General features: G+C 59.2%; 16 protein-coding genes and 3 pseudogenes. 5 read left to right on the top strand and 14 right to left on the bottom strand.

Annotated features, from left to right (window positions below; genetic code table 11):
• Positions 1 to 4: 4 nt before the first annotated feature.
• Positions 5 to 1,342, bottom strand: a complete 1,338-nt coding sequence (locus AC0V6Z_RS10555; RefSeq protein ID WP_472638455.1) for a helix-turn-helix domain-containing protein — start codon at positions 1,340 to 1,342, stop codon at positions 5 to 7.
• Between the two features lie 156 nt (positions 1,343 to 1,498).
• Here AC0V6Z_RS10555 and AC0V6Z_RS10550 point away from each other — a divergent pair.
• Positions 1,499 to 3,098, top strand: a pseudogene (locus AC0V6Z_RS10550) (isocitrate lyase).
• A gap of 22 nt (positions 3,099 to 3,120) precedes the next feature.
• A complete protein-coding gene (locus AC0V6Z_RS10545) occupies positions 3,121 to 3,300 on the top strand; it encodes a hypothetical protein (RefSeq protein ID WP_472638454.1) in 180 nt (59 codons plus the stop codon).
• Between the two features lie 223 nt (positions 3,301 to 3,523).
• Here AC0V6Z_RS10545 and AC0V6Z_RS10540 read toward each other — a convergent pair whose 3' ends face one another.
• Positions 3,524 to 4,810 carry an amidohydrolase gene (locus AC0V6Z_RS10540; RefSeq protein ID WP_472640892.1) on the bottom strand — a complete coding sequence of 429 codons (1,287 nt, stop codon included), beginning with the start codon at positions 4,808 to 4,810 and terminating at the stop codon, positions 3,524 to 3,526.
• A 284-nt stretch (positions 4,811 to 5,094) separates the two neighbouring features.
• The gene (locus AC0V6Z_RS10535) at positions 5,095 to 6,894 is read right to left on the bottom strand and encodes an SLC13 family permease (protein WP_472638453.1); all 1,800 of its coding nucleotides are present in this window, start codon (positions 6,892 to 6,894) and stop codon (positions 5,095 to 5,097) included.
• Positions 6,895 to 7,115: 221 nt separating this feature from the next.
• Between AC0V6Z_RS10535 and AC0V6Z_RS10530 the strand changes: the two genes are divergently transcribed.
• Complete coding sequence (locus tag AC0V6Z_RS10530; protein WP_472638452.1) at positions 7,116 to 8,165, top strand: alcohol dehydrogenase catalytic domain-containing protein; 1,050 nt, start codon at positions 7,116 to 7,118, stop codon at positions 8,163 to 8,165.
• Here AC0V6Z_RS10530 and AC0V6Z_RS10525 read toward each other — a convergent pair.
• From AC0V6Z_RS10525 to AC0V6Z_RS10480, 10 genes and pseudogenes are all read right to left on the bottom strand, one after another.
• Positions 8,146 to 8,679: a GNAT family N-acetyltransferase gene (locus tag AC0V6Z_RS10525; RefSeq protein ID WP_472638451.1), complete on the bottom strand. Its 534-nt coding sequence runs from the start codon at positions 8,677 to 8,679 to the stop codon at positions 8,146 to 8,148. The two genes, AC0V6Z_RS10530 and AC0V6Z_RS10525, sit on opposite strands and share 20 nt — an antisense overlap.
• A gap of 83 nt (positions 8,680 to 8,762) precedes the next feature.
• Positions 8,763 to 9,559, bottom strand: a pseudogene (locus AC0V6Z_RS10520) (LysR family transcriptional regulator).
• A gap of 74 nt (positions 9,560 to 9,633) precedes the next feature.
• On the bottom strand, positions 9,634 to 10,038 hold the full coding sequence (apaG, locus tag AC0V6Z_RS10515) for a Co2+/Mg2+ efflux protein ApaG (RefSeq protein WP_472638450.1): 405 nt from the start codon (positions 10,036 to 10,038) through the stop codon (positions 9,634 to 9,636).
• Positions 10,039 to 10,152: 114 nt separating this feature from the next.
• Positions 10,153 to 11,223 carry an Rv3169 family protein gene (locus AC0V6Z_RS10510; RefSeq protein ID WP_472638449.1) on the bottom strand — a complete coding sequence of 357 codons (1,071 nt, stop codon included), beginning with the start codon at positions 11,221 to 11,223 and terminating at the stop codon, positions 10,153 to 10,155.
• 1 nt (position 11,224) lies between these two features.
• Entirely contained in the window at positions 11,225 to 12,304 is a 1,080-nt protein-coding gene (locus tag AC0V6Z_RS10505) for a phosphotransferase family protein (protein WP_472638448.1), read from the bottom strand.
• A 34-nt stretch (positions 12,305 to 12,338) separates the two neighbouring features.
• Positions 12,339 to 12,968, bottom strand: a complete 630-nt coding sequence (locus AC0V6Z_RS10500; protein ID WP_472638447.1) for a 2-hydroxychromene-2-carboxylate isomerase — start codon at positions 12,966 to 12,968, stop codon at positions 12,339 to 12,341.
• A 344-nt stretch (positions 12,969 to 13,312) separates the two neighbouring features.
• Positions 13,313 to 14,776 (bottom strand): SulP family inorganic anion transporter, encoded by a 1,464-nt coding sequence (locus tag AC0V6Z_RS10495; RefSeq protein ID WP_472638446.1) that lies wholly within the window; start codon positions 14,774 to 14,776, stop codon positions 13,313 to 13,315.
• A gap of 109 nt (positions 14,777 to 14,885) precedes the next feature.
• Positions 14,886 to 15,014, bottom strand: a complete 129-nt coding sequence (locus tag AC0V6Z_RS10490) for a hypothetical protein (RefSeq protein ID WP_472638445.1) — start codon at positions 15,012 to 15,014, stop codon at positions 14,886 to 14,888.
• Positions 15,015 to 15,021: 7 nt separating this feature from the next.
• Positions 15,022 to 16,240: pseudogene (locus AC0V6Z_RS10485) on the bottom strand (trans-sulfuration enzyme family protein).
• 10 nt (positions 16,241 to 16,250) lie between these two features.
• Complete coding sequence (locus AC0V6Z_RS10480) at positions 16,251 to 16,811, bottom strand: TetR/AcrR family transcriptional regulator (RefSeq protein WP_472638444.1); 561 nt, start codon at positions 16,809 to 16,811, stop codon at positions 16,251 to 16,253.
• 75 nt (positions 16,812 to 16,886) lie between these two features.
• Here AC0V6Z_RS10480 and AC0V6Z_RS10475 point away from each other — a divergent pair, with 75 nt between their 5' ends.
• Both AC0V6Z_RS10475 and AC0V6Z_RS10470 read left to right on the top strand, forming a co-directional pair.
• Entirely contained in the window at positions 16,887 to 17,297 is a 411-nt protein-coding gene (locus tag AC0V6Z_RS10475) for a hypothetical protein (RefSeq protein WP_472638443.1), read from the top strand.
• Between the two features lie 61 nt (positions 17,298 to 17,358).
• Positions 17,359 to 18,576: a phospholipid carrier-dependent glycosyltransferase gene (locus AC0V6Z_RS10470; protein WP_472638442.1), complete on the top strand. Its 1,218-nt coding sequence runs from the start codon at positions 17,359 to 17,361 to the stop codon at positions 18,574 to 18,576.
• A 106-nt stretch (positions 18,577 to 18,682) separates the two neighbouring features.
• Here the strand turns inward: AC0V6Z_RS10470 and AC0V6Z_RS10465 are convergent, their stop codons facing one another.
• The gene (locus tag AC0V6Z_RS10465; RefSeq protein WP_472638441.1) at positions 18,683 to 18,988 is read right to left on the bottom strand and encodes a GIY-YIG nuclease family protein; all 306 of its coding nucleotides are present in this window, start codon (positions 18,986 to 18,988) and stop codon (positions 18,683 to 18,685) included.
• Positions 18,989 to 19,019: the final 31 nt, after the last annotated feature.

Here is a 19,019-nt window from a genome sequence, read left to right as displayed (position 1 = left end):
AGGTTCAAACCCTTGCCTGAGCCGCCAAACGCGTAGTCTGTGGGGTCAAGCAATCCGGCCTGCTGCAGCGCGAGCAATTCACACCCAATGGTATCGCGTCTTCCTCTGCCAAAGACACGCCGCGCGCCTGTGCCAATTCGCCCGCAAAGCGCGCTTCAAGCCCAAGCACTATCGCTTGGCGCGCCGAGCAGGTGACGCCGCCGCCATCAACCGTGCGTGCAATGGTGAACCAGTGCTTGGGCGCCGCCTCGCCTTCGCTGAACAGCACCGGCTGGGTGAGCAGTGTACCCGGGCGTTCAAACGCTGAATACGGCGCCCAGGCGGGCCAGCGCGCTCCGTCCAGTGGGAACATCGCCCCGCTCGCCCCAGCGCTGAACCCGGCAAGCTCTCCGGACCGGTCAAGCCGCGCAGAGAAGAAAGGCAGGCCCCGTTCGCCCACCCGCTGCAAGGTCGTGAGCCTCTGGGCAACCTGCGCAAAGTTGACGGCAAAACGCCGCTGTAAAACCGTAAGATCATAGCCGGTCTGCTCACACGCTCTCAGAAAGCGTCCGTAAGGCATCAGCAGGGCGGCAGCGACATAATCGCTGACCGCACTGCGCATGGCATCGCGCGCCTCGCGGCTGGTCAGCCCCGCCCCTTCAACAACCGCATCAATCGCCTCGCGCTGCTCCAGCACGCCAACTTGCCGTGCAATTTGAAACCGCCGTGCCGCACCCGGCAGCATCTCAGACAATTGCAGCTGGCGCGCATGCAGATCGAGCCAGGCCACCTGGCCTGGGATCACCTCAGCTGGCAGAATGCGCACCGACAGACGGTGCCGCTCGCGCAAACGCTCATTCAAAGCCACGCTGATTTCAGCACGCGACAGCCTGAGTTGATCGGCCAAATCCTCGGCTGCGTGATCAAGGTCGGAAAAATGGTTCTGCCAGCGCTCCACCGCCTCGCGGGCCTGCCTGTCAGGGTCATCGCCGCGCGACGCCACAACGCCGCCTGCATCAAACAGCCGCGCAAAGGCAGCCGCAGCCTGAGGCGCAGCGGCAAGAAACTCCTGCACTTCTTCCCGGTCGATCCCAAGATCGCTGAAGCGTTCATCGGAGAGGCGGCGCGCAAGGCCATCCAGCCCGCCAATTGCCTCGTCTTCGCGCAGGCTGCGCGGATCAAAATCAAACCGCTCAATCACCTGCACCAGCACACGTGCGGACAGCGGACGCTGATTACGCTCAATAAGATTGAGATAGCTTGGCGAGATACCAAGCGAGGTGGCCATAGCGGCCTGCGTCAGGCCCTCACGCTTACGCAATCGGCGCAAAGCAGGACCGGCGAGAAGAGAGTTGTCAGCCACAAGAGGCTTTGTAAATTACTTTACATCCTCACACAAGCTTTACGGTCTTTGGGCCGATACAGACACGATTGTCTGTAAGGTTTGCTGGAGAATCGTGTCTCTGTCCGGTATATAGAATGGCATAAATCTCCCCATAGTGAAGCCGAAAGAACAGACATGACTTATCAAGCAACCACCGCAAAAATGCAGCAAACCATCAACGCCAACGGCCCAAGCTGGGACGCTATTGATGCAGAAGCGACCGCCCGCATGGCGATCCAAAACCGCTTCCCCACTGGACTTGATATCGCAAAATACACTGCGAAAATCATGCGCGCCGATATGGATGCTTATGACGCGGATCCCACCCAATACACGCAGTCACTCGGCTGCTGGCACGGTTTCATCGCGCAGCAGAAGATGATTTCGATCAAGAAGCACTTCGGCAGCACGAAACAGCGCTACCTCTACCTGTCAGGCTGGATGGTTGCCGCTTTGCGCAGCGAGTTTGGCCCTCTGCCCGATCAGAGCATGCACGAGAAGACCAGCGTTCCGGCGCTGATCGAAGAGCTCTACACCTTCTTAAAGCAAGCTGATGCGCGTGAGCTAGGCGGCATGTTCCGCGCCCTTGATGCAGCGCGCGAAGCTGGCGATGAAGTAGAAGCCAAGCGTCTTGAGCATGCGATCGACAATTATGAAACGCACGTCGTTCCGATCATCGCAGACATTGACGCTGGCTTCGGCAATGCTGAGGCAACCTATCTGCTGGCCAAGAAGATGATCGAAGCGGGTGCCTGCGCTTTGCAAATCGAAAACCAGGTCTCTGACGAGAAGCAGTGCGGCCACCAGGACGGCAAGGTTACTGTCCCGCACGAAGACTTCGCCCAGAAGATCCGCGCCTGCCGCCACGCCTTCCTCGAAATGGGCGTCGAAGACGGCATCATCGTCGCCCGCACAGACAGCCTTGGCGCTGGCCTGACCAAGCAGATCGCCTACACCAAGGAAGAAGGCGACCTTGGTGATCAGTACAACTCCTTCCTAGACTGCGAAGAGGTCGATCCGGCAAACATCCAGAATGGCGACGTTTTCTTGAGCCGTGGCGGCAAGCTGCTGCGTCCCAAGCGTCTGCCATCGAACCTGTTCCAATTTCGCGCCGGAACCGGCGAAGACCGCTGCGTGCTCGACGGTATCACATCGCTTCAGGCCGGTGCGGACCTGCTATGGATCGAAACCGAGAAGCCTCACGTTGAGCAAATCGCCGGCATGGTGGACCGGATCCGCGAAGTCGTCCCGAACGCAAAGCTGGTTTACAACAACTCGCCTTCGTTCAACTGGACATTGAACTTCCGCCAGCAGGTGTTTGATACCTGGTCAGAAGCGGGCAAGGATGTCTCTGCCTATGACCGCGACAGACTGATGAGTGTCGACTACGACACGACTGAGCTTGCCGCTGAAGCCGATGAGAAGATCCGCACCTTCCAGTCTGATGCTGCGAAGCGTGCTGGCATCTTCCACCACCTCATCACCCTGCCGACCTATCACACGGCGGCGCTGTCGACCGACAACCTCGCGCGTGAGTACTTCGGTGAGCAAGCCATGCTCGGCTACGTCAAGAACGTTCAACGCGAAGAGATCCGTCAAGGCATCGCTTGCGTGAAGCACCAAAACATGGCTGAGCTCCGACATCGGCGATGATCACAAGGAATACTTCGCCGGTGAAGCTGCCCTTAAAGCGGGCGGCAAGGACAACACCATGAACCAATTCGCGGCTGCTTGAACAGCAGCCTAGGAGAGTGAAAATGACCGACACTACCAGCCCAGAACCGGCCCGCGCCCGCGCGCTGCTCTCAACTGCCGACATGAAACTGCTGCGCCGTGCGCTCGAAAGCCATGCTCGGAGCACTGAAGACCGTGACGAGCTCGCCAAGATCAACGCGTTGCATCACCGCCTCGGGACTTACGCACCAACGCCCGAGTAGGAAAGCAGTTTAGCGCACCCAGTTTACCAGTCTCCTGGGGAGGAGACTACGGCCGTCGGAGTTTGGGAGAGGACTTCGGCGGTCGTAGCATGTCCGTTGGCCTCAGGTGCAGGCGTTCACATCCGCTCACTTGGCTATCCTCGCTCCGCCCTCACTGCGTTCGTGTCGCTGCGGGCGGTCGCCCTTGCGGCCTTGCAGGCCGATGCGTTCTCCCCCTCACCAATCACCCGCCCTTACGCGGCAGCAGATCGAGCGTCGCCGCCGTCATTGCCTCGGTGCCGGTAGAGATCACCGCTTCTGCATCAGGCGCCCAGAACGGCGAATGCAGCGAAGGCAGCTCAAGCTCACCTGCCTCTGATTTGGCCCATTGATCCTGTGGGACGCCGCCAACCCAGAAGATCAGCGACTCGATGTTCTCCGGATCAGCTAGATAGAACTGGCCGAAATCCTCGCCGCCCATCACTGGCGGGGTCTCGAACACTCGCTCACCAAAGCGTTCTGACAAGCCTGCCATCACCTGCTCGGTGAACTCTGGCGTGTTGTAGGTCGAGGGCAGATACGGATCCTGCACACTCACCACCGGCATCCGGTCCTCCGGCATACCCGCCGCCATCGCCTCGGCTTTGGCAATCCGCTCAATCCCCTCTAGCAGAGCCGCACGCGATTCCGCGCCGTAAGAGCGCACCGTCAGTTGCAGCTTCGCCTCATCAGGGATGATGTTGTGCTTGGCCCCGGCCAGGAAGCTACCGACGGTTACCACAGCGGGATCAAGCGGGTTCTTCTCGCGGCTGACGAGCGTCTGCAAACGCATCACAATGCTGCTCGCGACCACGATCGGGTCTTTGGTGGTATGCGGATAGGCGCCGTGCCCGCCCACACCCTTCACCGTGATGTCAACGCTATCGACGTTCGCCAGCGCATAGCCCTTCGCATAGCCGATAGCGCCCGCTGGTGCGCCAGCGGCATCGTGGAAACCGAGCACATAGTCAGGCTTTGGAAAGCGGGTAAACAGGCCATCCTCCAGCATCGCCAGCGCCCCCAGCCCCAGCTCTTCCGCCGGTTGCAGGATCATCACCAAAGTGCCCTGCCATTCGCCCTTACGCTCGGCCAGCAGCTGCGCCGCGCCAATCCAGGCCGCCATATGGGTATCGTGTCCGCAGGCATGCATCAGGCCGCTCTCAATGCCAGAGGCCGGTACACCTTTCGCCTTGGAGGCATAGGGTAGTCCGGTTTGCTCTGTCACGGGCAGGCCGTCCATATCCGCGCGCAGCATCACGGTTGGCCCCTCGCCATTGCGCATCACCGCGACAACGCCGGTCTGACCGACACCCTCTGTCACCTCAAAGCCAAGGTCGCGCGCGCGGGCGGCCAGCTTCTTGGCGGTCTCGAACTCCTGAAACGACAGCTCCGGATTGGCGTGCAGGTCCTTGTAGAGCTCCATCAGGCCCGGCATGTCCTCGTTCACCGCATCGCGCAGCTCATCCGCCTGCGCCGGTACGGCCAGCGCCATCGCCCCCAGTACCAGCCCCAAGGCCGCCGTGCTTTTCCGAATTACCCGAACCATCGTATCACTCCCGTTGTGCGTGTCATTGTATCGCCGCCGTACTCCGTTCGCCGTGCGTGAAGCACGCTTGGAACAGCTGGAACACAGTCTAAGGCCAAAAATCTGTTCGATTGAACCAAGCCCCATTGATCGAAAAAAGCGATCAGTCGCTGAGCAAAAAGGTTCATCAAAATCATGCCGAGCGGTGTCGCATATTTTCACCGCAGTAGGAAATCGCCAATCGGCCGATCCTACAGACCATAGGTGATCGCCAGCAGCACCGACAAAGTCGCCACCATCAACACCACCAGCGGGACGCCAGTGCGGACATAATCGGCGAAGTCATAATTCCCCTCCGCCATGATCAGCATATTGGTCTGATAGGCAATCGGGGTCGCATAACACAGGTTGCACCCGAACAGCACGGCCAGCACCAGCGGTTCTGGCGGCAGGCCAAGCTGGGCTGCAATGCTAAAGGCAATCGGCGTGCCAACGGTTGCGGCGGTCGCATTGGAGGCAAAGTTGGTCAGTATCGTGACAAACGCCATGATCGCGGCCAGCACCAGAGCGGGCGGCAGTAGCACCAGTCCCAATGACAGGGCCTCGCCTAGCCAGGCGGCAGCGCCGCTTTCATCGATAATCCGGCCAATCGCGATACTGGCCGCGACCAGCACGATCACTTGCCCAGATAGCGCCCGGCCCACGCGGTCAAATTTCACGCAGCCGGTTACGAACATCAAAATCGCGCCTGCGAGCGCGGAGATCGCAATCGGGAAAATCCCAATCGCGGCGGTGAACACGGAAAAGCCCATGATCGCAGCCGCCAGCAAAGCCTTGGAGCGGCGCGGCATCTCGCGTGCGCCATCGAGCATCAGCAGGCTGTCCGCGCGCGAAAACGCCTCCAGATCTTCCTGAATGCCCATCACGAGCAGCACGTCGCCCTCTGTAATGCGCAGATCGCCGCCATCGGAATATTGATCCGGCCCGCCCAGAACGCGTGCTGGACGATGAATGCCTAGCACCGCGACACCGTAAAGATCGGCGATACCAGAGGATGGCAATGTCCGCGTGATCAGGCGAGAATCCGCAGTCACCGTCATTTCAAAGACGAGAATATCGCTGCCCAGCGCAGCGGAACTGCGCTTAATCCGGTCGAGCACCCAATTTGGCGCAAGCTCACCCTTAAGCTCACGAACCGCATCCTCCAGCGCCTCATGCGTGCCTGAAATATGGATGCGCTGCTGCGGCTGTATTGGTCCCTTTTGCTCGCCGTGGAAAATGATCCCATCCGGAAGCTTGGGCAGAATATCAGCCACATCCTTGCCAATCAGATCGCTATCGCCCGCGATGCGTAGGCGCGTGTGGAACCGCCGCACATTCTGATCCGCTGCGACCTTATTGTCCTTCAGCAGCCGCGGCATCACCAGCCACATATATGGCAGCGCGATCAGGGCAGCACCAAGCACAATTGGCGTGAAATCAAACACGCCCATCTCGCGCATGCCCAGATCAACCGCGATCGAAACAACCAGAATATTGGTCGACGTGCCGATTGTGGTCGCCAGCCCGCCGATCAGCGACGCTGCGTTGAGCGGCATGAGAGTTTTGGATGTGGGCAAAGCCCCGCGCGCCGCCAGCGCGGCGAAAATCGGGATCATCAACACCAGTACCGGCGTGTTGTTGACGAACATCGACAAGAACAGGACGATCAACAGCGAGACCAATAGACCCAGTTGAAGGTTGAACTTAAACACCCGCTCCAACACGCGGGCCGCAGGCTCCAACGCGCCAGTGACGACAAGGCCCCTGCCCATCACCATCAGGGCGCAAATCGTGATCAGCGCATAATGACCGAACCCGCCAAATGCGATGGCCAGGCCGTCAATCTCGCGTGTGCCGGGCAATGGAAAGAAATACAGGCCAACCGCGATCACCGCTATGGTCAGCAGCGAGACGATCTCTATCGACATCCGCCCGCGGACAAAGCCAACAAACATCAGGACCGTGAGAACCATGGCGGCCATGGCGTGATATGTTGGAAGCGACAGCATGTTCGTTGCGAGTGAATTCCCAAAGGTGGCGCAGAATATCAAGCGAAATCGCAATATCTGCTTTGACTTAAGGCGTCAGCGGCTGCATCCGCAGCCTCGGCTATCCTCGCGATTTGCGGGCAAGTTCGCACCGCTGCGGGCCGATCCGTATGATCCGCCTTGCGGTCATCCGGTGATCCAGCAATGGGTGAAGCCATCAGAATTCTGGGAGAGAGAAATCAATGCAAGCGCTGGTGTTCAACGGACCGCGAGACATTCGCTATGAGAGCTATGCCGACCCGGAATTGCGCAGCGACAACAGCGTAATTCTAAAGGTGGAAAGCTGCTCAATCTGCGGCAGCGACCTGCATATGTATCACGGCGCACATATCGGAAACACCGAATATAGTGCTGATATTCCTAAATTTTGTGTCGGCCATGAATTCATTGGTGAAATTGTTGAGGCGGGCGGCGACGTTCACGGCTTTAAGGTCGGCGACAAAGTTCTGGCCGCTGGCGGGACAGGCTGCGGCCACTGTTCGGCCTGCCGCACTGGCAATGCCGCATCGTGCCGTAAATCCACCGCCTTTGGCCTCAGCACAGAATTGCAAGGCGGCCAGGCAGAATATGTGAACGTGCCCAATGCTGATGCGACCTTGTTCTCCACCGATGGCCTGACAACGGAGCAGGCGCTGCTGCTGACCGATGGCATGGCGACTGCCTATTTTGGGCTGATGCGGGCAGAGCCAAAACCCGGCGGCAGTGTCGCGGTGGTTGGTCTGGGCCCCATTGGCCTGATCGGGGTTGAGCTGGCGTTATTGCTGGGGGCGAGCCAGGTGATCGCCATTGATCCCGTGCCTGCACGCCGCGCGATGGCGGAGAAACTGGGCGCCACCGCCTTCGCCCCCGGACCTGAGCTGCATGCACAAGTGATGGAGGCCACTGGTGGCCGAGGCGCTCAATCAGTGTTTGAAGCAAGCGGTGCGAAGGGCGCGATCAATACAGTGCTGCCACTGACCGCGCGCGGTGGGAATGCCAGTTTTGTGGGCATACCAGAGCCTGATGATGTGCTGCCTCTGCCGCTGATCATGTTCAAGAATATCACCGTGCGCGGCGGGATTTGCGATGTGACGAATATGTGGCCGCATCTGGTGCCCCTGGTGCAATCGGGACGGATGAAGGCAGACGGTCTGTTCAGCCACCAATTCAACCTGAGCGAAGGCGCTGAGGCTTATAAGCTTTTCGACAGCCGCGATGACGGCGTGCTGAAACTCAGGATTGATGTTGGGTAACGTGGTCCTGCGCGAGTAGTCCATAAAGCAGCACATCACGCAGGCCGATATGTGTCGTCTCGTGCTCGCGCAAATGCGCCTCACGGGTGAAGCCAAGCCGTTCCAGCAGCCGGATCGACGGCTCGTTGTCGACATCCACTTCTGCAGTCAGCTTACGCACGCCCTCATGTAGCAAGTGCTTCACCAGCGCCTCCATACATTCGCGGGCGATGCCCTCGCCCTGGCGGTGCATCACCGTGACATAGCCGATTTCCTGCACGCCATCCTCATGCGCGGGCATGGCGACAAACCGGCCTAGAACCGCGCCTTCGCTGTCTTCGGCGATCCATGTGCGACCGTTCCAATCAGGATCGGCCAGCCAGCCCCACAGCTCCGCCTCAGAGGTGAAATGCGCGCGCGACATGTACAGGTTCTGCTGCTCATCCGCGAAGGTGGGGAATAGCGCGGCACAATCCGCCTTACGCAAAGGCCGCATGGTGAAACGGCTTGTGGTGAGCGTAGTTACTTCGGTCATGGCAGAAGCTCTATCTCGGTTCGCAGCGCAAACCGCAAGGGCGCAGGCGGGCTAGGTCATAAAGCCAAAAACCTGCGGCCCGATCAAGCGCCATCGGCAAGGTGCTTTACCAACGCCTTCACCTTTTTCTGGCGCCATTGCGGCAGCGGCGCGAGCAGCCAATAGGCCCGCTGGCTCTCGCTTGGTTCCTCCAACGCCTCCAGCCGACCATCGCCCAACGCCTCCGCCACCAGTGGCAGCGGCAGGACTGTCCGGCCCATGCCCGCCAAGGCTGAGCTGAGCGCCTGACCCGGATTGCCCGCTTTAATGCATGCCTTTGTATCCTCCAGCAGAGATGCTCCCGGCCAATCGATCCATGCATCACGGCAATTCGGCGCGGCCACCGTCACCCGCTGAGCCGGGGCCAGTTGCGCGCCCTCCAGATCGCCGGGGCCATCGACCAGGCGGATCGCCAGATCGAGGTTTGCCTCTGTAAAGTCGGCATTTTCGTCGGAGACTAGGATATATTGAACCCCATCCGCCCCGGCCTGAAATTCGGCCAGTCGCGGGGCGAGCCACTGCGCATAGAACTCGCGCGGGACCGCAATGGTATAGCGGTCAGAGGCCTGGCCCGCCTGCATCGCCTGAACGCTTTGTTCAAATTGCAAGAACCCTTCTCTCAACGGATCGAGACCCGCCTCACCTTCCGGCGTCAGCTCCAGACCCTTGCTGGTCCGGCGGAACAGCACCACGCCGAGATGATCCTCCAGCGCGCGGATTTGCTGACCTACCGCCGCTGCGGCGTCACCGCCAGTTCGTCGGCTGCTCTGGTAAAGGAGAGATGCCGCGCCGCTGCATCATAAACGCGCAGCGCATTGAGGGGGAGATGGGTCCGTTTCACCCAGCCGATCTAACCAGCCGCTTGCGGCTGCGCAAGCATACGCTGCATCGCAATTAGAGCTTAAGGTCAAGCCTCTAGGAACGATCCGCCGTTTCAGGCGCAGCCAGCGGGAAGAACGGGATGCGCACTTCGATCGGCGATCCGTCACCGCGCAGGAAGGTATAGAACCCCTCCATCGAGCCATGCGGCGTCGTCAGCGGGCAGCCCGAGACATAATCATGGCTTTCGCCCGGTGCGAGCTTCGGCTGTTCGCCAACCACACCCTCACCATCGACATGGTTCACCATGCCGCGTGCATCGGTGATCCGCCAATGTCGGGTGCGCAGTTGCAGCGTCTCGTGAGAGCCGTTTTCGATCCGGATATGATAGACCCAGAACCACTTGCCCGCCTCCGGCTGCGATTGCTCAGGTAGAAAATTCACAGCGACCCTGACGGTTACTCCGTCTGTCACTGCAGCGTGTTGAAACAGCTCTTTCATAGGTCTCTCAAGGTAACGATTCTCAGGCCCTTCACAAGAGCACCAACGCGCTTAATCCCCCCTGTATCCCAAATTCATCGCGAATTGCCGCAATTTAGGGCTAGTGAAATTCTCTTATGGCAATTTCAGACCAAGCGGAGCGTACGGACCCACTGCCAGCTGTTCAAACACTCCCATGCCTTCCGCATCACCAGTTACCTTGCAGAGCATCTGCACATGCCGATTTTCCATTGCGGTAGCATCAATCGCCGCCAAATCGATATCTTCGCGTTCAACGTCGAGCGGCCCTCTATGGTGGCCATGACCCCATGTTGGGTGGGTGTAGCCGAGACCCTTCATTTGAAACCTGCCAATGGGTTCGAACTCAAGCGACGCGGGTGCCCCCAGTGCATCAACCGCCAAAGAGCCACCTGCTGGCCAGCGCGTACCGTCCTGCATTGAGAATGACAGCAAACCATCTCCCTCAACCAGTTCGTCAATCGCGGCACCATCTGCCGCCCATGCGGCGCGTCTGTTCCAAGCCTTCCCCTTAACATCGGCATTCACGTGGAAGAACAGCGAGCCATGTTCAAAATTGATCGGCGTCCATTGCCAGAAGAAGGATGGGATGGGATTGCCCGGCGTTGGCTGGGGATCGCGCGCCCCAATCGGGCGAACGCCCCAACTGCGGTCTCGCGTGCCGCATGTGCCAGACGCCATTTCTTCGCGCACCCCATCAACTTCGAGCCACCCTTGATAGCGCCCGTTCTGAGTCATCCGGGTATAGTCCAAGAGAGCACGCGGCCCGATCCGATGGGTGAAGCGCGGCTCCTCAATAGGAAACGCCCGGCCGGTAAACGTAAATTCGCCAGCGATCCCACTGGTTTCATCAATCGTCACCCGCAATTGATGAAGCGGCTCAATCACTTCAATCGCAATCGGACCAACCCTAAGCTCCAGGCGCTCCATGCCGAGTTCGCAGCTCGCATGGAGGCAATATTGCGTGTTCCCCCTGATGAAGCTGAGATGGGCATCGGCAATGTCGAGATGCGGATATATTCCGAATGCCAGGGCGAAAAAGCCGCTGCCATCGGGCGCATATCCATTAAAGAAATAACGGTCGTAGAAATTTCGGTCTGTGCCCGAATAGGCAATCGGTTCCGGTGTCTGGTGCAGCGGAAATTCGTCCCCTCGCGTCAAAACCATCTCAGTTTCCTTCCTTAAGCGCTGCAAGACTATCGTGAGCGAGTGCGAGTGCACAGGCGCCGCGTGCCATCGAGAGGAAGTTGGCGTCGCCGCGCTCCGTCCGCTCAACAAATGCCGCACTGAAGACTGAAGTAGCTACCCCGTGCAACGCTCCGACTCTGTATTGGTGCCAGATATCAGATCGAGATAGCGCGACACCGCGTGCTCGCATTTCAGTGAGATAGAGATCTAGAAGCTCATCTTCATGGGCGCTGCGCAAGTGATTGCCGATCCCGCTGCCAAGGAAATAGCCGATGTCTGTCATCGCCATACCGGTCGTGACAGTTTGCCAATCCAGCACTGCGAGCGGCTCTGCCCCGCCTTGAATGTCAAAGAGCATATTATCGAGCCGGAAATCGCCATGCACGATGCATTGCGGCGGCGCATCGTCATGAAACAGCCGGTCACTCTCCTGCGAAAGCTGTTCGCACAATTCCATGAACTCCGGCTCAAGAACGTTTGCATAGCGTTCTCGAAAAACGGTCTGAGCCTGCGGATACATCGTCAAAAGCTGCTGGTTCAACTCAGGGGGTGGCTGGATCCACTCAGCGTTAAGCATGGCGGCATTCTGCCAGCTAGACGCATGGATGGCTGCTGCCTGACGGATCGCTTCACGTGCATCCCCGATTGTGCAACCTGCAATTTGGTCGCCAATGCGCGCTAGCCCCAAATCTTCAAACAAGAGGATGAAGTCATCACCGGTCGCCGTGATTTCTGCGGCCACGACCTTCGGGGTGCGCACAGCCAGTTGGTTGGCAAACTCTCGGTAGAAATGCACTTCCTTTGAATACAGCCCCATCATCACCGCAGTGCTGCGGCTCTTCGGATCAACAGCGGGGAACTTGGCTGCAAGCGTTGTCGTCCCTTTCGATCCGCCGGAACATTGCAGAGTGAACCGCACGCTATCTCCGACCTGGCCGGTGCCAATAGGCTCCCACGAGAGTCGATCGATAATATCATCATCCAAGCAGCTAGCGCCGCGCAATTGCTCGCTCAGCCAATCGATGGTCACCGCGTCGGGATGAGAAGGGAAATTGGTCAAACTGCTCGCTCTCTCACTATCCAGAATGCCATACTTAGCCCTTGGCCAATTCTTCTTCGACTTGGTCCAGGCGCTCTTTGCCAAAGAACATTTCAAACGTGGATGGATCAGCGCCCGTTTTGCCAACGAACATAGTCGGAATGCCGAACGCACCGCGCTCAACCACTGCCGAGGTGTTCTGGACCAGCCCTTCTTTCACTTCGTCGCTTTGGCTGCGCGCAAACAGATCCGCCGCGTCAAAACCTGCCGCGCTCAATGCCGCACCCAAGGCAGCTTGGTCGGTAAAGTCGACGTTTTCCTCCCAAATCGCCTTCAGCATGGCATCAACGAATTGGACCCCGCGCCCATCCTGATCGGCGGCATACAGCATGCGCTGTAATGTGATCGAATTGAACGGAAATTGCGGGTGCATACGGTACTTGCTCAGGCCATGTTTGGCGATGAAACGCCGCATTTCCAGCATCGCATATTCATTCTTACCCTTCACATCGGCATCACGCATAAACGGCGGGGCATTGCCGGTCAGCTTGTGCATTCCTGCGAGAAAGACCGGGATCACATCAATCTCTGCCCCGGTCCGGCGCAGCACCTCACGCAGCGGCCACCACACCAGATAGGCATTGGGGCTGACAAAATCGAAGGTGAGCTCAACGCGGTTTGCCATGTGATGTTTCTCCCGTCCTTGTTAGGGAGAATGGGTTGCACGGGACAACTTGCTTGGCAAGGCTTGGGGTCTTTCGTTTGGCTTCAAGCGCCAGCGCTCACATCCGTTCGCTCGGCTATCCTCGCGGCTTGCGGACAAGTCCGCGCCGCTCCGGACGGGCAGTCGCCCTTGCGGTCGGCTAGACGCCGACCGAGCTCCGCGACCAAGCCACTAGTTTTGGACTGGATCGACGCCGCAGGCGTCGCAAGGGCCTTGTGCCCGCCCGCAGCGACGCGACCTTCAGGTCGCGTGAGCGAGGAAAGCCAAGCGCGCGGATGCGCGCGCCGGCGCTTGAGGCGACAAAATCAATGCGGCGCTAGGCCAATCTCCAAGCCAGTGCGGTCTTCCAGAGCGAACTTGTCGAACAGGTCCGCGCTCGCCGCATTCAGGCCAACAATCCGGGTATGCCGACCATTGCGGCGCATCCGATCGACCACCTTCTCAAGTGCGCCAATTGCCGAAATGTCCCAGAAATGCGCTTTTGACACGTCTACCACGACATAATGCGCCGCGTCCTCATACTGGCTTTCCGGGCCAAGCGCATTTTGGAACTTGTCGACACTGGCGAAGAATATCTCGCCAGTAACGACATAGACAGAGCTGTGCTCTCGGCGAACCCGCTCAACCGAGAACAAGTTACGGACCTTATCAGCGAAGAAAATGCCTGACAGCAGCACACCGATCAGCACGCCCAGCGCCAGATCATGCGTCCACACCACAACCACAACGGTCGCGATCATCACGACCGAACTGCTTGGCGGATGGCGGCGCAGATTCGGGATTGAGTTCCAGCTGAACGTGCCAATCGACACCATAATCATCACTGCGACCAGCGCAGGCATTGGCACCTGGCCGACATAGCTGCCCAGCACGGTGAGCAGAAACAGCAGGAAGGCACCCGCCGTAAAGGTCGACAAACGCCCGCGCCCGCCGGACGCGACATTGATCACCGACTGGCCGATCATGGCGCAGCCGCCCATCCCGCCGAAACAGGCGGCCACGATGTTGGCGATCCCTTGGCCGCCGCTCTCGCGCTGTTTGTTGCTGTCGGTGTGAGTCATGTCATCGACAATTTGCGCCGTCAGCAGGCTTTCCAGCAGACCAACCGCTGCCATAGTCGCCGAATAGGGCGCGATGATTTTGAGCGTTTCCCAAGTGAGCGGGACATCAGGCAACGCGAACACGGGCAGGCCTTCGGGCAGTTTGCCCTCGCCCGCGACATTATTGACCGGCAAGTTCCAATAGATCGTCACCGCCGTCAGCAGGACGATGGCAACCAGCGGGCTTGGCACGGCTTTCGAAATGCGCGGGAAGCCGTAAATGATCGCCAGGCCTGCGGCGACCATCACATAGGTTTCCCACCCCACGCCTGTAAGCTGAGGAATTTGCGCAAGAAAAATGAGGATCGCAAGCGCGTTTACAAAGCCGGTGATGACCGAACGGCTGACGAATTGCATCAACAGATCAAGCCGCAGCAGGGCCGCAATGCCCTGAAAAATGCCCATCAAGATAGTGGCTGCGAACAGATATTCCGGGCCATAATCCTTCACCAGCGGGATCACCACCACAGCCACCGCAGCGGTCGCTGCCGAGATCATGCCGGGGCGTCCACCCGTCAGCGCAATCACCATGGCAATCGCAACTGAGGCATACAGGCCTACACTGGGATCAACCCCAGCGATCAGGGCGAAACCGATCGCCTCTGGAATCAGAGCTAGGGCAACAACGATGCCTAAGCAAGGATGTCTGCGCGCGGCTGAGCCAGCCAATCGCGCCGAAAGTTGCCCATGAAAGTAGCATCGGCAGCCATAAAGAATTCCAAAGCTTGAGTGCGGCGAAGACCCCCTTCACCGTTTGAATTGCCGCGCCTTTAGGTGCTTATGCTGCAACGCACAAGCGCACGAATGCGTATTCACGGGTGGTTTTGTACGTCTGAGCCGCATTGGTCACAGCTGTTTGCGGCAGGCCGAGATTGGCCGGGGCGCGGCCCGGATCGTTCAGCAGCACGCGCCGCCTAAAGTTCCGCTGCCGCCAGCGCCTGATCCAAATCCTCCATCAGGTCGGCTGGATCCTCCAGACCGACATTGATCCTCAGCAGCCCTTCGGTCACATCCATTTCCGTGCGGCCTTCCTCACTCATCCCGGCATGGGTGCTCGAGGCGGGGTGACACATCAGTGAGCGCGCATCACCAATATTATTCGAAATATCAATCAGTTCCAACGCATCAAGCAAGGCAAAGGCGCGCGCCCTCGTGCCCACGTCAAAGGCGAAGATCGGCCCGGTCGCGTCCATTTGAGCCTTCGCCAGATTGTGGCGCGGATGGCTCGGCAGGCCCGGGTGCAACATGCGCCCACCGCCCTTCGATATGCGCGGCTCCAGAAACTCGCCGAGCGCCACGGCCTGCTCGCTTTGCTTGTGCGCCCGCAATTGCAGCGTTTCCAGCCCCTTGTGCACAACCCAGGCGTTAAACGCGCTGATCGTCGGGCCGGTGTTGCGCTGAAACGGCATTAGCGTCTCATTGATCCATTCCTCGCTGCCGCAAATCGCCCCGGCGAGCACGCGGCCCTGCCCGTCCATCAGTTTCGTCGCGCTGTAGGCGACCACATCGGCGCCAAATTCCATCGGCCGCTGCAGCGCTGGCGAGGCAAAGGCATTGTCGACCACGCTAGTGATGCCATGCGCCTTTGCCAGAGCGCAAACATGTTTAAGGTCAACCACATCCAATGTCGGATTGGTCAGCGTCTCAAAGAAGAATACCTTGGTATTCGGCCGGATCGCGGCCTCCCACGCGGCGTCATCCGCGCTGTCAATTACGCTGGTTTCAACCCCGAATTTCGGCAGCAGCTCATCAACCAGCCAGCGGCACGAACCAAAGGCCGCGCGCGCCGCCACCACATGATCCCCGGCGGAAACTTGGCACAGCAAAGCCGCTGTCATCGCCGCCATTCCGCTCGCCTGAGCACGGCAGGCCTCGGCCCCTTCAAGCAGCGCAATCCGCTCCTCCAGCATCGCCACGGTCGGGTTTTGCAAGCGCGAATAGGTCATACCCTCAGCATCGCTAAGCAAACCGATCCGCCACCGTTTGCGCATCATCATAGGTGTAGCCAGAGGTGAGAAACAGCGCCTCACTCGTCTCGCCATGCTCGCTGCGCCAGGTTCCCCCGCGCACTGCGCGCGTTGCAGGCCGCCAATTGCGCGTCGCCGCGCGGTCCATTCCAGTGGTCTTTTTCATGGCGACACGCTTAGTTTGGCGCGAGGTCACTCGCAAGCAGTCCTTCACGCGCCGTGCGCGCATGGCCGACCACGCCGAGCATCAAACTGCCCTCGATCAGGGTCAGCAGGTATCGCGCCCCGCCCACAGGGTCGGGATCATCGGCCAGCATTTGCGTCTCGAGCCAGCTGAGCAGCTCGGCCATCATGCTCTCCGCCGCCTCACGGTAGCCGGGGGTGCCACGCGCCGCGCCCGCCACGATCTCCCACCACAGCGCCATAAACGGCTGCATCATCGGCTCGCGCCCCTGCGCAAGGATACGCGCAACGCATTGTTGCCGCGTCACCGCCCTTTCATCGCCTACTCCGGCATCCAGCGCAGCGGAATAGATCCCGGCAATATGCGCCAGAACATCGGTAAGCAGCTGTTCTTTATTGCCAAAATGATAGATCAGCATCCGATCACTGGTGCCTGCCGCCTTCGCCAAGGGGCGCAGGCTGGCCCCGCCGAGGCCGTGCTCCAAAATATGCTGCGCCAGCAATGGCAGCAGCGATTCCTTGGACATTTGCGGCTTGGATATAAGTTTTGACATAAGCCCTTGTAGCTAGTGCTACATTGCGTTACAAGCGCATGTAGCACTCGCTACACGCCTACGGAGAATTGACCTATGAACCCGCTTGAAATGTCCCCGCTCGAAATTCTCACAATCATCGGACTGATCCCAGGTATTGCGGCGTTACTCTATATCCTTGTCGCCAAACCAATCTTGGGCAGCCCCATCATTGCCGCTATGTTCTCGGGCGGATTTGCCGCATTCACCGCAATACAGATCTGGCAGGATGGGATTGTGATGTTCTGGACGAACCACTCGGCCAATCTCACGGGTATTCAGGTGTGGTGGGATTTGGTGTTCTGCGTAATGATTGCATTGTTCTTTATTGCACCGCGCGCTCGCAAGATGGATATGAACGTGCCGCTATGGGCGCTGTTTGTGGGATGCACAGCCAGCATCGGTTTGTTCGCGATGATCGCGCGCCTGTTCTGGCTCGAGAGCCAGGCGGAAACGGATGTCTCATAACAATTTACGCTGATCCAAACACTTGCCGCTGAGGAGGGGCGCCGCTAATCGCTCCTCCGAAATGAGCGAAGCCCCTCCCCATCCGCGCGACCCATGGCTGGCCTGTCTGGGCATCACGGCTGTGTTCGCCGCTTTGGCATGGGTGCGGCTGACGATCCCCTCAGGCCCAATGTTTGATGAGATCCATTATCTGCCCGCTGCGCGCGCAATTTTGGAAGACGGCGTTTATCTCAATCGTGAGCATCCGCTGCTAGGCAAGCAATTGATTGCGCTGGGGATTACCCTGTTTGGTGACAATGCGCTGGGCTGGCGCATCATGCCGATGATCGCGGGCACTTTGGCGCTGTTCGCGGCGATGCGCACCATGTGGCAGGCCAGTTTTGACCGGTTTGCCACGATTGCCTTTGGCGTGCTGGTCGCCAGCGGATTTCACTTGTTCATCCATGCCCGCATCGCGATGCTGGATGTGTTTATGGCCGCGTTCCTGTGCATCGCGGCATGGCAATTCACCGCCGCGATCAGAGAGGCAGAGCGTGGACGTTGGCATCTGGCAATGTGTGGTGTGGCTCTAGGCCTGGCGATGGCATCCAAATGGAATGCAGTGCCGATTGCGGTGCTGCCGGGCATTGCTTTTTTTGCTGCGCGTCTATCCGCCGGACGGCAGCGACTGCTCACCAGCACACGCGGCATTCCGGTGCCGGGCATATCGCTGGCCGAGGCGTTCCTGTGGCTCGGCATTGTCCCGCTCGCCGTCTACAGCGCGACCTATCTGCCCGCTTACGGCCTGCTCAATTCGCCGCTGGCCGAGCAGGGCCTGATAGGCCTCCACCGCGAGATGATTGAGCTGCAAGCCTCGGTGAAACAGCCGCATCCCTATCAAAGCACGTGGGACCAATGGGCGCTGAACACGCGCGGCATTTGGTATCTGTACGAGTTTACTGACAATGCGCAGCGCGGCGTGCTGCTGATCGGCAATCCGCTCACCATGCTGCTTGGCCTGCCCGCGCTTATGTGGTGCGCGCTCAGTGGCGCTACCACTCGCAATTGGGCCAAGATCGCGGTTGTTGTTGGCTATGCCGCCAGCCTTGGACTGTGGCTGATCGCGAACAAGCCAATCCAGTTCTACTACCATTATTTCATGCCCAGCCTGTTCCTGCTCGGCGCGCTGGCCCTGACGCTCGGCGATCTGTCACGCAGCAAATTTCGCTGGGCGAGTTATGGGGTTCTGCTCGGCAGCGCGGCGATGTTTGCACTGTTTTTCAAGATCTTGACTGCTTAGCCCGCTCGATGGCCCGATGAGCTTCGTCCATTGGACTTGGATCGAGGGGTGGAGATGAAAAATAGCCTCCTCTCGTCATTGCGAGCGTAGCGAAGCAATCCACGGTCTAGCGGGCAATATCAAAGAACAGGTCTCGCCAGTCTGGGTTCGAAGCCTCAATCTGCCAAATCTTCGCCTTCCTCGACCCAGCTTTCAGCTGCTTCTCTCGCATTATCGCATGTTCCATGGTGGAGTGGAGCTCGAACCACACGAGCCGCTTGCAATTATACCGTTTGGTGAAGCCTTCGACCGCTCCGCTGCTATGTTCCCAAGCCCGCTTCGGCAGATCCGAGGTAACGCCCGTATAGATCGTGCCGTTCTTGTGGTTCGCCATTATGTACACGGCGGGCTGAAAATTTGAGGAGCGGTCCATGGATTGCTTCGCTATGCTCGCAATGACAACG

This window comes from Erythrobacter sp. SN6-5 (assembly GCF_057364945.1).
This window is presented reverse-complemented; position numbering and strand designations above follow the sequence as displayed.

What these genes read in the sequence shown, in the direction of transcription:
- AC0V6Z_RS10535 (WP_472638453.1), bottom strand. Translation starts at nt 6,894, where the DNA reads ATGCTGTCGCTTCCAACATATCACGCCATGGCCGCCATGGTTCTCACG.
- AC0V6Z_RS10540 (WP_472640892.1), bottom strand. Translation starts at nt 4,810, where the DNA reads ATGGCGCTGGCCGTACCGGCGCAGGCGGATGAGCTGCGCGATGCGGTG.
- AC0V6Z_RS10470 (WP_472638442.1), top strand. Translation starts at nt 17,359, where the DNA reads ATGAGCGAAGCCCCTCCCCATCCGCGCGACCCATGGCTGGCCTGTCTG.
- AC0V6Z_RS10525 (WP_472638451.1), bottom strand. Translation starts at nt 8,679, where the DNA reads ATGACCGAAGTAACTACGCTCACCACAAGCCGTTTCACCATGCGGCCT.
- AC0V6Z_RS10510 (WP_472638449.1), bottom strand. Translation starts at nt 11,223, where the DNA reads ATGGTTTTGACGCGAGGGGACGAATTTCCGCTGCACCAGACACCGGAA.
- AC0V6Z_RS10545 (WP_472638454.1), top strand. Translation starts at nt 3,121, where the DNA reads ATGACCGACACTACCAGCCCAGAACCGGCCCGCGCCCGCGCGCTGCTC.
- AC0V6Z_RS10465 (WP_472638441.1), bottom strand. Translation starts at nt 18,988, where the DNA reads ATGGACCGCTCCTCAAATTTTCAGCCCGCCGTGTACATAATGGCGAAC.
- AC0V6Z_RS10500 (WP_472638447.1), bottom strand. Translation starts at nt 12,968, where the DNA reads ATGGCAAACCGCGTTGAGCTCACCTTCGATTTTGTCAGCCCCAATGCC.
- AC0V6Z_RS10530 (WP_472638452.1), top strand. Translation starts at nt 7,116, where the DNA reads ATGCAAGCGCTGGTGTTCAACGGACCGCGAGACATTCGCTATGAGAGC.
- AC0V6Z_RS10480 (WP_472638444.1), bottom strand. Translation starts at nt 16,811, where the DNA reads ATGTCAAAACTTATATCCAAGCCGCAAATGTCCAAGGAATCGCTGCTG.
- apaG (WP_472638450.1), bottom strand. Translation starts at nt 10,038, where the DNA reads ATGAAAGAGCTGTTTCAACACGCTGCAGTGACAGACGGAGTAACCGTC.
- AC0V6Z_RS10475 (WP_472638443.1), top strand. Translation starts at nt 16,887, where the DNA reads ATGAACCCGCTTGAAATGTCCCCGCTCGAAATTCTCACAATCATCGGA.